We start from the raw sequence: 13,593 nt of genomic DNA, 5'->3' as shown, positions 1-13,593 counted from the left end.
CCACCGAAAGCCGGTGTTGACCACCGACACCGAGCAGCAACCCGCACAACGGAGTTACGGAGCACCTCACATGCATGACGACCGCAACCTGGTCGAAGCCCGCCTCAAGCGTGTGCTCGACGAGCGCATACGACCCGCCGTGTACCCCGAGTCGGTACCACTGGAAGTGGCGGTGTGGCACGCGCCCGGCGAGCCCGTGCCGGTCGACGAAGGGCTGTCCGCCCCGGTCGAACCGATCGAGGCGGGCGCGCGGTGGGGTGCTCCGTGGGGCACCAGCTGGTTCCGGGTGACCGGGACCGTGCCCCAGGAGTGGGCCGGGAAGACCGTCGAGGCGATCCTCGACCTCGGCTTCGACGAGAACATGCCCGGCTTCCAGTGCGAGGGCCTTGTCTACCGTCCCGACGGAACCCCGGTGAAGGGCCTGAACCCGCGCAACCAGTGGGTGCGGATCGGCGCCCCCGTCGAGGGCGGCGAGGAGGTGCGGCTGCACGTCGAGGCCGCGTCCAACCCCGTCATCCTCGACTACCACCCGTTCCGGCCCACGCAGTTGGGCGACAAGGAGACCGCGGGCAGCGAACCGCAGTACAAGCTGGAGCGGATGGACCTCGCCGTCCTCGACGAGGCGGTGTGGCAGCTGGTCATCGATCTGGAGGTCCTCGGCGAGCTGATGGCGGAGCTGCCGGTGGAGTCCGCGCGCCGCTGGGACGTCCTGCGGGCGGTGGAGAAGGCCCTCGACGCCGTCGACCTGCAGAACGTGGGCGGCACGGCGGCCGCGGCCCGCTCGCACCTCGAAGGGGTGCTGTCGGCACCGGCCGTCCCCTCCGCCCACCACATCAGCGCGGTCGGCCACGCCCACATCGACTCGGCGTGGCTGTGGCCGCTGCGCGAGACCGTACGCAAGGTCGCCCGGACAACCTCCAACATGACGGCCCTGCTGGAGGACGAGCCGGACTTCGTCTTCGCCATGTCGCAGGCCCAGCAGTGGGCCTGGGTGAAGGAGCACCGGCCCGAGGTGTGGGCCAAGGTGAAGAAGGCGGTGGCCGACGGGCGGTTCGTGCCGGCCGGCGGCATGTGGGTCGAGTCGGACACCAACATGCCCGGCTCGGAGGCGATGGCCCGGCAGTTCGTGCACGGCAAGCGGTTCTTCCTCGACGAGTTCGGCGTCGAGAACGAGGAGGCCTGGCTGCCCGACACCTTCGGCTTCGCCGCCGGACTGCCGCAGATCATCAAGGCGGCCGGTTCCAAGTGGCTGCTGACACAGAAGATCTCGTGGTCCCAGACCAACAAGTTCCCGCACCACACCTTCCAGTGGGAGGGCATCGACGGCACGCGGATCTTCACGCACTTCCCGCCCGTGGACACGTACAACTGCTCCATGAAGGGCAGCGAGATCGCCCACGCGGCCAACAACTTCAAGGACAAGGGCGTCGCCCGGCACTCCCTCGCGCCGACCGGCTGGGGCGACGGCGGTGGTGGCACGACCCGGGAGATGATCGCCAAGGCGGCCCGGCTCCGGGACCTCGAAGGCTCGGCGACCGTGGTCTGGGAGACCCCGGAGAAGTTCTTCGAGAAGGCGGAGGCCGAGTACCCCAACGCCCCCGTGTGGGTCGGTGAGTTGTACCTGGAGCTGCACCGCGCCACACTCACCAGCCAGGCAAAGACCAAGCAGGGGAACCGGCGCAGCGAACACCTCCTGCGCGAGGCCGAACTGTGGGCGGCGACCGCGGCCGTCCGGACCGAATTCACCTACCCGTACGAGGAGTTGGACCGTCTCTGGAAGACGGTCCTGCTCCACCAGTTCCACGACATCCTGCCCGGCTCGTCCATCGCCTGGGTGCACCGCGAGGCCCGTAGGACGTACGAGGCCGTCGCCGAGGAGCTGAACGGCATCATCGACTCCGCCCAGCGCGCGCTGGCCGGTGAGGGCACGACCGCCCTCGCCTTCAACTCGGCGCCGCACACCCGCGACGGGGTGCCCGCCGGCGGAGCGCGGACCCCGGCCGTCGGCGGCGAGTGCACGCTGGTGCCGCGCACGGACGGCGGTTATGTGATCGAGAACGGACGGCTGCGGATCGAGATCGACGAGCGCGGACTCGTGGTCTCCGCGTTCGACCTCGCGGCGGACCGTGAGACCCTCGCGCCCGGCGAGGCGGCCAACCTGCTCCAGATCCACCCCGACTTCCCGAACATGTGGGACGCCTGGGACGTCGACGAGTTCTACCGGAACACGGTCACCGACCTGGTCGAAGCCGACGAGGTCGCCCCCGGTGACGACGGCGTCTCGGTCCGGATCGTACGGACCTTCGGGGCGTCGAAGGTCACGCAGGTGCTGTCGCTCGCGCCGGGGGAGTGGCGGCTCGACATCGACACCGAGGTCGACTGGCACGAGACGGAGAAGTTCCTGAAGATGGCGTTCCCGCTCGATGTGCACGCCGAGCGGTACGCGTCCGAGACGCAGTTCGGGCACTTCTTCCGGCCGACGCACACCAACACGTCATGGGAGGCGGCCAAGTTCGAGGCCTGCAACCACCGGTTCGTCCACATGGAGGAGCCCGGCTGGGGCGTCGCGGTCGTCAACGACTCGACGTACGGCCACGACGTGACGCGGGCGGTGCGCGACGACGGTGGTACGACCACCACGGTCCGTGTCTCGCTGCTGCGCGCCCCGCGGTTCCCCGACCCCGAGACCGACCAGGGCGTCCACCGCTTCCGGCACGCGCTGGTGCCCGGTGCCGCGATCGGCGACGCGGTGCGCGAAGGCTGGCGGATCAACCTGCCCGAGCGGAAGGTCGTCGGCGGGGCCTCGGAGGTCGCGCCTCTGGTGGCCGTCGCCCAGGACGCGGTCGTGGTCACCGCGGTGAAGCTCGCCGACGACGGCAGCGGTGACGTGATCGTCCGCTTCCACGAGTCACGCGGCGGCCGCAGCCGCGCCACGCTCACGGCAGGCTTCGAGGTCGAGTCCGCCACGGTGACGGACCTCCTGGAACGCCCGCTCCCCGACGCGGTCGCCCCGGAGCAGGACGGCAGCAGGCTCACCCTGAAACTCCGCCCGTTCGAGCTGGTGACGCTGAGGCTGAAGAGGGCCTGAGGCTTCTTTTAGGCTGCGGGTGCGCTGTGGTTGCTCGCGCGGTTCCCCGCGCCCCTAAAGGCGAAAGACCGGGGCGCAGCCCCGTCTTTCAGGGGCGCGGGGCTGTGACATATGCGGCTCCGCCGCGTGGGCGCGACAAGCCCCCACCGGCCCGCAGACGCCCCTCGACCCGACTTCGGACCCGGTTCCAGCCCTCAAGGCTGGAGCTGGGTCCGCAGCCACTGCTCCACCTCACCCACATGCGCAGCCGCAGCCGCCCGTGCGGTCTCAGGGTCGCGAGCTACCAGCGCACGATGGATAGCCGCATGCTCCCGCCGGGTGCGCTCGAACGCCCCCTCCTCCTGGTAGCCGCGCCAGACCCGGGCGCGGAACGTGCGCGAGGAGAGCCCCTCCAGGATGGCCGCCATCGTGTCGTTGCCCGCGGCGACCCCGATGGCGCGGTGGAACGCCAGGTCGTGGGAGAGGATCTCCTCCGGGTCGTCCGTCGCGTTCATCGCCGTCAAGTGCTTCTCGACCTCGGCCAGTTGGTCGGAGGTGATCCGTGCGGCGGCGAGCGCGGTCGCCGTCGACTCCAGGATGCGCCGCACTTCGAGGAGCTCGACCAGCCCCGGTCCCCGGGAGAGGTCCGCGACCACACCGAAGGTCTCCAGCAGGTCCCCGGCCTCCAGCTGGGTGACGTAGATCCCGGACCCGTGCCGGGCCTCCAGGACGCCCAGGACCGTGAGCGCCCGGATCGCCTCGCGCATCGAGCTGCGCGAGATGCCCAGCTGTGACGCCAGATCCCGCTCGGTCGGCAGCCGCGCGCCCGGCTCCAGACGGCCCTCGCCGATCATCGCCTTGATCTGGTCTATCGCGCGCTGCGTCACGGTCCCCTTCTGCGGGGCCGCCGTCGTCCCCTGGGGCAGGCTCTCGTCCACGCCATGTCCTCCTGTTGCCGGGTGCGCCGCAGTCTAACCACTCAGGTGGTCGGACCACTACGTATGAAAACCAGGGAAAATTGCGGTCCAGGGGTGTTGTCAGGGGGAAGTGGTCTGATAAATATGCGTGGCACCTGCTCGATCACGCTCAACGAGGAGCCGATAGATGGCCGGCAGAACAGTGCGGTACCGGAACGGTCGAAACACCTCACGGGCGATACGTGCGGCGGCCGTGGCCGCCTGCGCCACGCTCGTACTCGCGGCATGCGGCAGCACCAAGGACAACGTCGCCTCCAAGGGCGACGGCGGAGGCGACGGCAGCGGCAAGGTCGGCGTCATCCTGCCCCTGCTGACCTCGCCGTTCTGGCAGTCGTACAACGACTACGTACCCAAGATGGCGAAGACCGAGGACGTCGACGCCCTCAAGACCGTGAACTCCAACAGCGACCCGTCGCAGCAGATCACGGACATCAACAACCAGCTCAACCAGGGCGTGAAGGGCCTCGTCGTGGCCCCCCTGGACAGCGCCGCGATCTCCGCCGGGCTCGACCAGGCCGAGCGCAAGGGCGTGCCCGTGGTCGCCGTGGACGTGGCGCCCGAGAAGGGCAAGGTCGCGATGGTCGTACGCGCCAACAACGTCGCGTACGGGGAGAAGGCCTGCGAGTACCTCGGCGAGCAGATCCCCTCCGGCAAGGTCGTGCAGATCATGGGCGACCTGGCCTCGGTCAACGGCCGGGACCGCTCCGAGGCCTTCCGGGCCTGCGTCAAGGAGAAGTTCCCGAAGCTGAAGGTCCTGGAGATCCCCGCCAAGTGGGAGTCGGACACGGCGGCCTCCAAGCTGGACACGCTCCTCAACGCCAACCCGGACATCAAGGGCATCTACATGCAGGCGGGCGGCGTCTACCTCGCGCCCACGCTGCAGACCCTGAAGTCCAAGGGGCTGCTGAAGAAGACCGGCGAGAAGGGCCACATCACGATCGTCTCGAACGACGGCATCCCGCAGGAGTTCGACGCCATCCGCAAGGGCCAGATCGACGCCACCGTCTCGCAGCCGGCCGACCTCTACGCCAAGTACGGCATGTACTACATCAAGGCGGCGATGGAGGGGAAGACCTTCAAGCCGGGTCCGACCGACCACGACTCCGAGATCGTCAAGCTGCCCAGCGGCATCCTTGAGGACCAGCTGCCCGCGCCGCTGGTGACCAAGGAGAACGTCGACGACCCCGAGCTGTGGGGCAACACGGTCAAATGAGCACACCACTCGTTGAGGCGCGGGGCATAGCCAAGCGGTACGGCCCCACGGTCGCCCTCGCCGACGGACAGCTGACCGTGCACGCGGGCGAGTCCCATGCCCTCGTCGGCCGCAACGGCGCGGGCAAGTCCACCCTCGTCACCGTACTCACCGGCCTCCAGGCCCCCGACGAGGGCACGGTCAGCTTCGACGGCGAGCCCGCGCCCGCGCTCACCGACCGGGACGCCTGGCGGCGTAAGGTGGCCTGCGTCTACCAGAAGCCCACCGTGGTCCCCGAGCTGACGGTCGCCGAGAACCTCTTCATCAACCGGCAGCCGCAGGGCCGCGGCGGCTTCATCAGCTGGCGACGGCTGAAGACGGAGGCCGCCGAGGTCCTCGACACCTGGGACGTCCACGTCGACCCGGAGGCACGGACCGCCGACCTCAAGGTCGAGGACCGCCAAATGGTGGAGATCGCCCGGGCGTTGAGCTTCGGCGCCCGGTTCATCGTCCTCGACGAACCGACCGCCCAGCTCGACAACCGGGAGATCGAGCGCCTCTTCACCCGCATGCGCGCGCTCCAGGAGTCCGGCGTCACGTTCCTGTTCATCTCGCACCACCTCCAGGAGGTGTACGAGGTCTGCCAGACCGTGACGGTCCTGCGCGACGCCCGCTGGATCACCACGGCCCCGGTGGCCGAGCTGCCGCGGGCGGCCCTCGTCGAGGCCATGGCGGGGGAGTCGATCGCCGCCGTGGAGGAGAAGGCCTCCCGTGGCGACGTGGACGCCGGCGCGCCCGTCGTCCTCGAAGCACACGGGCTCACGTCGGAGTCGTACGAGGGCATCGACCTCACCGTGCGCGGTGGTGAGGTCGTCGGCCTCGCCGGATCCAGCGGCAGCGGCAAGATCGAGCTTGCCGAGTCCTTCGCGGGACTGCACACGCCGACCGGCGGGACCGCTCAACTGGAGGGCAGGCAGCTGCCGTTCGGCGATGTGACGGCCGCTCTGCGCGCCGGTGTCGGCTGCGTGCCGCGCGACCGGCACGGGCAGGGTCTCGTCTTCGGCATGACCGTCGGCGACAACGCCACCATGACCGTCCTGGACCGCCTCGGCCGGTACGGCTTCGTCGGCACCGACCGCAAGCGGGGCTTCGCCGACGAGCTGATCGACCGCCTCGACATCCACACCGAGGGGCCCGACCAGCCCGTGTCCGACCTCTCCGGCGGCAACGCGCAGAAGGTCGTCATGGCCCGGGCCCTCGCCTCCGACCCCCGGCTGCTGGTCCTGATCAACCCCACCGCGGGCGTCGACGTGAAGTCCAAGGAGTCCCTGCTCTCCCGCATGGACTCGGCCCGCGACGACGGCACCGCCGTCCTCGTCGTCTCCGACGAACTCGACGACCTGCGCCGCTGCGACCGCGTCCTCGTCCTCTTCCACGGCCGTGTCGTCGCCGAGCACCCGGCGGGCTGGCGCGACCACGAGCTGATCGCCTCCATCGAAGGAGTGGACCACCATGGCTGACACGAAGGCCCCGTCGGCCTCGGCCTCCACCCCCCTGCGGCCATTGAAGAGCAAGGCCGACGCCAAGGCCGTACTCCTGCGCAGGGCACGCGAACTCGCCCTGGTTCCGGCCCTGTTGCTGCTGCTCGTCCTCGGCGCGTTCGTCAACGACGCCTTCCTCACCGAGCAGAACATCATCTCCATCCTGGGTGCCTCGGCGGCCCTGGCGATGGTGGTCCTCGCCGAGTCGCTGGTGCTCATCACCGGCAAGTTCGACCTGTCGCTGGAGTCGGTCGTCGGTATCGCGCCCGCCGTCGGAGCGCTGTTGCTGCTGCCCGCCGCGCAGTCGGGCTGGGGCACGGAACTGCCCGCCGGGGTCGCCCTGCTCGCGATCCTCGTGGTGGGCGCGATCATCGGCGGCTTCAACGGCATCCTCGTGGTGAAGCTCAAGCTCAACGCGTTCATCGTGACGCTGGCGATGCTGATCATCCTGCGTGGTCTGCTGGTCGGCGCGACCGAGGGCAAGACGCTGTTCGGGATGCCCGACGCCTTCTACACGCTCGCCACCACGACGTTCCTGAGCGTGCCGATCTCGGTGTGGCTGGCGGCGGCGTCCTTCGGCGTCGCCGGGTTCTTCCTCAAGTACCACCGACTGGGGCGTGCCCTGTACGCGATCGGCGGCAACGCGGACGCGGCACGCGCGGCCGGCATCCGTGTCGAGCGCGTGATGCTCGGCGTGTTCGTCGTCGCCGGAACGCTCGCCGCGGTCGGCGGTCTGATGCAGACCGGCTACGTCGGCGCGATCAACGCCAACCAGGGCCAGAACATGATCTTCACGGTGTTCGCGGCCGCGGTTATCGGCGGCATCAGCCTCGACGGCGGCAAAGGCACGATGTTCGGCGCCCTGACGGGCGTCCTCCTTCTTGGGGTTGTTCAGAACTTGCTCACTCTTGCCCAGGTTCCGTCTTTCTGGATCCAGGCCATTTATGGGGGAATCATCCTGGTTGCCCTGATGATCGCCCGCGTGACCACCGGCCGGGCTCAGGACTGAGCCAACGCCTCGCGACCGTCCCAAGTACCGGACCGAAAGGCCCTTCTGTGTCCTCATCTGCCGCCCGCATCATCGCGGTTGACACCTACGACATCCGCTTCCCCACCTCGCGCGAGCTCGACGGCTCCGACGCGATGAACCCGGACCCCGACTACTCGGCCGCGTACGTCGTGCTGCGCACAGGCAGCGACGACACGGCCGACGGCCTGGAGGGACACGGGTTCACCTTCACCATCGGGCGGGGCAACGATGTCCAGGTCGCCGCGATCGAGGCGCTGCGCCCGCACATCCTGGGCCGGCCGGTGGACGAGTTGTGCGCGGATCCCGGCGCGTTGAGCCGGGACCTGATCGGGGACAGCCAACTGCGGTGGCTCGGGCCCGAGAAGGGCGTGATGCACATGGCGATCGGCGCCGTCGTCAACGCCGTCTGGGACCTGGCCGCCAAGCGCGCCGAGAAGCCGCTGTGGCAGCTGCTCGCCGACGCCACGCCCGAATGGCTCGTGTCCCAGGTGGACTTCCGCTACATCGCGGACGTCCTCACCCCCGAGGACGCCCTCCGCCTGCTGCGCGAGGGCAGGGAGGGCGCGACGGAACGCGCCGTGCTGCTCAAGGAGCGCGGCTTCCCCGGCTACACCACCTCGCCCGGCTGGCTCGGCTACTCCGACGAGAAGCTCACCCGGCTGGCCCGCCAGGCCGTCGCCGACGGCTTCACACAGATCAAGCTGAAGGTCGGCGCGGACCTCGCCGACGACGTACGCCGCTGCCGGGTGGCCCGTTCCGTCGTCGGACCGGACATCCGCGTCGCCATCGACGCCAACCAGCGCTGGAACGTCGACGAGGCCATCGAGTGGACCAAGGCGCTCGCCGAGTTCGACCCGTACTGGATCGAGGAGCCCACCAGCCCCGACGACGTCCTCGGCCACGCCGCGATCCGCAAGGCGATCGCGCCGGTCAAGGTCGCGACCGGCGAGCACGTACAGAACCGGATCATCTTCAAGCAGCTGCTCCAGGCGGGTGCCATCGACATCCTGCAGATCGACGCGGCCCGCGTCGGCGGCGTCAACGAGAACCTCGCGATCCTGCTCCTCGCGGCCAAGTTCGGCATCCCGGTCTGCCCGCACGCCGGTGGCGTCGGCCTGTGCGAACTGGTCCAGCATCTCTCGATGTTCGACTACGTGGCACTGTCCGGAACGACCGAGGACCGCGTGATCGAGTACGTGGACCATCTGCACGCCCACTTCCTCGACCCGGTGGTGATCAGAGAGGGTCACTACATGGCACCCACCTCACCGGGCTTCTCGGCGACCATGCGGCCGGAGTCCATCGCGGAGTTCACGTTCCCCGGCGGCACGTTCTGGGCCGCCGACCTCGACCGGCAGAAGGGGCAGGCGGCATGAGCGACTTCGAGGGCCTCAAGGCCCTGGTGACGGGTGGCGCCTCCGGCATCGGCCGGGCCACCGCGGAACTCCTCGCCTCCCGCGGGGCCCAGGTCGCCGTTCTGGACCTGGACCCCGCGAGCGTGGAGAAGCCCCTGCTCGGCTACCAGGCGGACGTCACCGACGACGAGTCCGTACGCCGGGCCGTCGCGGCCGCGATCGCCGACCTGGGCGGCCTCGACGTGCTCGTCAACAACGCGGGCATCGGTGCCCAGGGCACGGTCGAGGACAACGACGACGAGGTCTGGCACCGCGTGCTGGACGTCAACGTCGTCGGCATGGTCCGTACGGCCCGGGCGGCCCTGCCACACCTGCGGAAGTCCTCGCACGCGGCCATCGTGAACACCTGCTCCATCGCGGCCACCGCGGGCCTCCCGCAGCGCGCCCTGTACTCCGCGTCCAAGGGCGCCGTCCTGTCGCTGACCCTCGCCATGGCCGCCGACCACGTCCGCGAGGGCATCCGCGTCAACTGCGTGAACCCCGGCACCGTCGACACCCCCTGGGTCGGCCGCCTCCTCGACGCCGCGACGGATCCCGCCGCCGAACGGGCCGCCCTGGAGGCCCGCCAGCCCACCGGCCGCCTCGTCTCCGCGTCCGAAGTCGCGGGCGCCGTCGCCTACTTGGCGAGCCCGCTGTCCGGCGCCACCACCGGCACCGCGCTCGCCGTGGACGGCGGTATGCAGGGGCTGCGACTGCGTCCGGCGGGCCAGTGAGCGGGTCGGTGAACGAGCCGGTGAACAGGCTCGGCCGCAGCGGCGTCGAGATCACCGCCCTCGCCCTCGGCGCCGCCGGCATCGGCAACCTCTTCACCGAGGTCGGCGACGAGCAGGCGTACGACACCGTGGGCGCCGCCTGGGACGCGGGCGTCCGGTACTTCGACACCGCGCCCCATTACGGCATCGGCCTATCCGAACGCCGCCTGGGCGCGGCCCTGCGTGGGCGCCCCCGGTCGGCGTACACCGTCTCGACCAAGGTGGGCCGCCGCCTGGAGCCCAGCGACGCGGGCGGTGACGACCTCGCCAACGGTTTCGCCGTGCCCGCCACCCACCGCCGCGTGTGGGACTTCAGCGCGGACGGCGTACGCCGCAGCCTGGACGCCAGTCTGGAACGGCTCGGCCTCGACCGGGTGGACGTCGTCTATCTCCACGACCCGGACGACCACGCCGAACAGGCCTTCCGGGAGGGCTACCCGGCGCTGGAGAAGCTCCGCGCGGAGGGCGTGGTGGGCGCGATCGGCGCGGGCATGAACCAGGCCGAGATGCTCACCCGCTTCATCCGCGACACCGACGTCGACGTGGTGCTGTGCGCCGGGCGCTACACCCTCCTCGACCAGGGCGCACTGACCGAACTGCTGCCGGCCGCGCAGGAGCGCGGGACCTCCATCGTGATCGGCGGTGCCTTCAACTCCGGTCTGCTGGCCGACCCGAGGCCGGGAGCGACGTACAACTACACGGCCGCACCGCCCGAGATGCTGGACCGCGCCCTCGCTCTCAACGCCATGGCCGACCGGCACGGCACCACCCTGCGCGCCGCCGCCCTGGCCTTCTGCGCCGCCCATCCGTCCGTCGCCGGCGTCCTCGTGGGAGCCAAGTCGCCGCACGAAGTCCGCGACTGCGCCGAGCAGTTCGCGACGCCCGTGCCCGCGGCCTTCTGGCAGGAGGCGCGGGACGCGGACCTCCTGCCCGCCGCCGCCCCCGTACCCGGCGAGCACGCGCCGAAGCCGGAGGAGTCGTCATGAGAGTGGCCCTGCACACCAAGGTCCGCGCCGACCGCGTCGCCGAGTACGACGCCGCCCACCGCGAGGTCCCCGGAGAACTCACGGACGCGATCCGCGCCGCCGGAGCCACCTCCTGGACGATCTGGCGCAGCGGCACCGACCTCTTCCACGTCCTGGAGTGCGAGGACTACCCGCGACTCCTCGCCGAACTGGAGAAACTGCCGGTCAACATCGCCTGGCAGGCCCGGATGGCGGAACTCCTCGACGTGGTGCACGACTACTCGGCCGAGGGCTCGCAGGCGGGGCTGCCGGTCGTATGGGAGCTGCCGTGACCGTACGCACGGGCGTCGTCGACGCCCACCATCACGTCTGGGACCTCTCCGTACGGGACCAGGACTGGATCACCGGCCCCGAACTGGCGCCCCTCAGAAGAAACTTCACCGTCGAGGACCTGGAACCGCAGGCGCGTGCCGTCGGAGTCTCCCGGACCGTCCTCGTGCAGACGGTCACGGTGGCGGACGAGACCCCGGAGTTCCTGGCACTCGCGGAGACACACGACCTGATCGCCGGAGTGGTCGGCTGGACCGACCTCACCGGCCCCCACGCGGCCGACGAACTGGCCCGTCTGCGCGAGTTGCCGGGCGGCCGGTACCTGAAGGGCATCCGCCACCAGGTCCAGGGCGAGCCGGACCCCGAATGGCTGCTGCGCCCGGATGTTCAGCGAGGGCTGGGCGCGGTGGCGGCGGCCGGGCTCGTGTACGACCTGGTGGTACTTCCCCACCAGCTTCCGGCCTGCACCAAGGCCGCCGCCGCCCTGCCCGGTCTGACCTTCGTCCTGGACCACTTGGGGAAGCCGCCCATCGCCTCGGGCGAACTGGAGCCGTGGGCCTCCGACGTCAGGGCGCTCGCCGCCCTGCCGAACACGGTGTGCAAGCTGTCGGGGATGGTGACGGAGACGGACCTGACGCAGCAGCGGTCGGCGCAGGCGCGGCGGCGGGAGATGTTGCCCTACGCGGACACCGTGCTGGACGCCTTCGGCCCGGGGCGCCTCATGTTCGGCTCCGACTGGCCGGTGTGCACGCTGGCGACGACGTACGGCGGGGTCTCGTTCATGGCCGACGGTCTGACGCTGGGCCTGGACAGCGTCGAACGCGCACAGGTCTTCGAGGGCACCGCCGAGCGCGTCTACCGCCTCTGAAGCACACAGCGGATCCGCATCTACGACCTCTGAACCACCACGTCCAGCCGTGTCGGCGGTAGGAATTCCCGTACATACGTCCGCTCCCAGCAGGCGCCCGTCTCCCGCAGTTCCTGCCAGGTCGTGTACCGGTAGCGGAAGAGACGGGCCCGGACGTACCGGGGCGGTGCGTCCGGCGGGAACGGGGAGCGGCGCAGGAGGCGCAGTGTGTCCCGGTCGTTCTCCAGGAGCCGCTCCACCAGGGCGCCGAACCACGATCCGGCGTAGGCGGGGGAGAGCGCGGCGAACCACATCATCCAGTCGAGCCGCAGATGGTACGGGGCGAACTGACGCGGCCAGCGCCCCGGATCGCCGGGCTTGCCCCTGAACTCGTACTCCCGCCAGTCGGAGTCCTCGTGGGGCACGGCATCGGCCGTCCCCTCGACCACCACCTCGTACCGGATGCGGCTGACGCTGCCGAACGCCCCGTAGGTGTTCACCAGATGGAGGGGGTCGAAGGAGCGGTTCATGACCTGGCGACGGGAGATCATGTTGCGGACCGGGTGGTAGCTCAGTGTCACGAGCAGCGCGGCGACGGCGAGGACCACGACCTCGTACCAGAGAGGGGCGCCGGGGACGTCCGGGGCCGTGCCGGGCAGCTCCAGTGCCGACAGCGCCAGCACGATCGTGATCCAGTTCAGCCAGGAGAAGTTGCCGGACAGGATCAGCCACAGCTGGGTGACGATCATCAGGGCCGCGGCTGCCGTGGCGACGGGCTGAGGGGCGAACAGCAGGACGGGCACGACGAGTTGGGTGAAGTGGTTGGCGGCCACCTCGACCCGGTGCAGCGGCTTCGGCAGATGGTGGAAGAACCAGCTCAGCGGGCCCGGCATCGGCTGGGTCTCGTGGTGGTGGTCGAGGCAGGTCAGCTTGCGCCAGCACGCGTCGCCGCGCATCTTGATCAGCCCTGCCCCGAACTCGACGCGGAACAGGATCCAGCGCAGCAGGAAGAGCACCACCACCGGCGGGGCGACCTCGTCGTTGCCCAGGAAGACCGCGAGGAAGCCGGTCTCCAGGAGCAGGGACTCCCAGCCGAACGAGTACCAGGTCTGGCCGACGTTCACGATCGACAGATACATGACCCAGGGCACCAGCCAGAGCAGCATGGCACCCCAGAGCGGCAGTCGACCGTCCAGCCCGGCGACGAGCGCCACCGACACCGCGCAGCCGGTCCATGCCCAGACCGCGAAGAAGCGGTCGGAGTAGTGGAGATGGAACACACTCGGTGCCTGCCGGAACGGCACCCGCGCAACGAACCGGGGCACCGGCAGCATCCCGCGCTCGCCGATCAGCGCTCGGAACTGCAGCGCCGCGCCCAGGAACGCGACGAGATAGATCACGGCCAGAGCCTTCTGGAGGACCAGTCGGCTCATCCAGTACTCGGGGGCTGTGAACCACTCCACGGAGTCCGCTCCCT

At 70.1% G+C, this 13,593-nt stretch carries 11 protein-coding genes; 9 read left to right on the top strand and 2 right to left on the bottom strand.

The window, feature by feature from the left end; all coding sequences use genetic code 11:
• The first annotated feature begins 70 nt into the window (after positions 1-70).
• Positions 71-3,088, top strand: a complete 3,018-nt coding sequence (locus OG718_RS11535) for an alpha-mannosidase (protein ID WP_328844074.1) — start codon at positions 71-73, stop codon at positions 3,086-3,088.
• Positions 3,089-3,282: 194 nt separating this feature from the next.
• Here OG718_RS11535 and OG718_RS11530 read toward each other — a convergent pair whose 3' ends face one another.
• Complete coding sequence (locus OG718_RS11530) at positions 3,283-4,005, bottom strand: FadR/GntR family transcriptional regulator (protein ID WP_186001082.1); 723 nt, start codon at positions 4,003-4,005, stop codon at positions 3,283-3,285.
• Positions 4,006-4,171: 166 nt separating this feature from the next.
• Between OG718_RS11530 and OG718_RS11525 the strand changes: the two genes are divergently transcribed.
• The 8 genes from OG718_RS11525 to OG718_RS11490 are packed head-to-tail and all read left to right on the top strand — an operon-like array spanning position 4,172 to position 12,137.
• Entirely contained in the window at positions 4,172-5,257 is a 1,086-nt protein-coding gene (locus tag OG718_RS11525) for a sugar ABC transporter substrate-binding protein (protein ID WP_143634639.1), read from the top strand.
• A complete protein-coding gene (locus tag OG718_RS11520; RefSeq protein WP_143634641.1) occupies positions 5,254-6,756 on the top strand; it encodes a sugar ABC transporter ATP-binding protein in 1,503 nt (500 codons plus the stop codon). The genes OG718_RS11525 and OG718_RS11520 overlap by 4 nt, the downstream gene beginning before the upstream one ends.
• Positions 6,749-7,786 (top strand): ABC transporter permease, encoded by a 1,038-nt coding sequence (locus OG718_RS11515; RefSeq protein ID WP_143634643.1) that lies wholly within the window; start codon positions 6,749-6,751, stop codon positions 7,784-7,786. The genes OG718_RS11520 and OG718_RS11515 overlap by 8 nt, the downstream gene beginning before the upstream one ends.
• A 47-nt stretch (positions 7,787-7,833) precedes the next feature.
• Positions 7,834-9,183 carry an L-fuconate dehydratase gene (locus OG718_RS11510; protein ID WP_328844073.1) on the top strand — a complete coding sequence of 450 codons (1,350 nt, stop codon included), beginning with the start codon at positions 7,834-7,836 and terminating at the stop codon, positions 9,181-9,183.
• The gene (locus tag OG718_RS11505; protein WP_143634647.1) at positions 9,180-9,935 is read left to right on the top strand and encodes an SDR family NAD(P)-dependent oxidoreductase; all 756 of its coding nucleotides are present in this window, start codon (positions 9,180-9,182) and stop codon (positions 9,933-9,935) included. The genes OG718_RS11510 and OG718_RS11505 overlap by 4 nt, the downstream gene beginning before the upstream one ends.
• A gap of 20 nt (positions 9,936-9,955) precedes the next feature.
• On the top strand, positions 9,956-10,960 hold the full coding sequence (locus OG718_RS11500; protein ID WP_328847738.1) for an aldo/keto reductase: 1,005 nt from the start codon (positions 9,956-9,958) through the stop codon (positions 10,958-10,960).
• Positions 10,957-11,271: an L-rhamnose mutarotase gene (locus OG718_RS11495; RefSeq protein ID WP_143634649.1), complete on the top strand. Its 315-nt coding sequence runs from the start codon at positions 10,957-10,959 to the stop codon at positions 11,269-11,271. Before OG718_RS11500 ends, OG718_RS11495 begins: the two co-directional genes overlap by 4 nt.
• Complete coding sequence (locus tag OG718_RS11490) at positions 11,256-12,137, top strand: amidohydrolase family protein (protein ID WP_328844072.1); 882 nt, start codon at positions 11,256-11,258, stop codon at positions 12,135-12,137. The genes OG718_RS11495 and OG718_RS11490 overlap by 16 nt, the downstream gene beginning before the upstream one ends.
• Positions 12,138-12,157: 20 nt before the next feature.
• Here OG718_RS11490 and OG718_RS11485 read toward each other — a convergent pair whose 3' ends face one another.
• Positions 12,158-13,579 carry a lipase maturation factor family protein gene (locus tag OG718_RS11485; protein WP_328844071.1) on the bottom strand — a complete coding sequence of 474 codons (1,422 nt, stop codon included), beginning with the start codon at positions 13,577-13,579 and terminating at the stop codon, positions 12,158-12,160.
• Positions 13,580-13,593: the final 14 nt, after the last annotated feature.

This window comes from Streptomyces sp. NBC_00258, from assembly GCF_036182465.1.
GTDB lineage: Bacteria > Actinomycetota > Actinomycetes > Streptomycetales > Streptomycetaceae > Streptomyces.
The sequence above is the reverse complement of the archived record's forward strand: the minus strand, read 5'-3'. Positions and strand labels throughout refer to the sequence as shown.

What these genes read in the sequence shown, in the direction of transcription:
- OG718_RS11495 (WP_143634649.1), top strand. Translation starts at nt 10,957, where the DNA reads ATGAGAGTGGCCCTGCACACCAAGGTCCGCGCCGACCGCGTCGCCGAG.
- OG718_RS11525 (WP_143634639.1), top strand. Translation starts at nt 4,172, where the DNA reads ATGGCCGGCAGAACAGTGCGGTACCGGAACGGTCGAAACACCTCACGG.
- OG718_RS11520 (WP_143634641.1), top strand. Translation starts at nt 5,254, where the DNA reads ATGAGCACACCACTCGTTGAGGCGCGGGGCATAGCCAAGCGGTACGGC.
- OG718_RS11490 (WP_328844072.1), top strand. Translation starts at nt 11,256, where the DNA reads ATGGGAGCTGCCGTGACCGTACGCACGGGCGTCGTCGACGCCCACCAT.
- OG718_RS11515 (WP_143634643.1), top strand. Translation starts at nt 6,749, where the DNA reads ATGGCTGACACGAAGGCCCCGTCGGCCTCGGCCTCCACCCCCCTGCGG.
- OG718_RS11505 (WP_143634647.1), top strand. Translation starts at nt 9,180, where the DNA reads ATGAGCGACTTCGAGGGCCTCAAGGCCCTGGTGACGGGTGGCGCCTCC.
- OG718_RS11535 (WP_328844074.1), top strand. Translation starts at nt 71, where the DNA reads ATGCATGACGACCGCAACCTGGTCGAAGCCCGCCTCAAGCGTGTGCTC.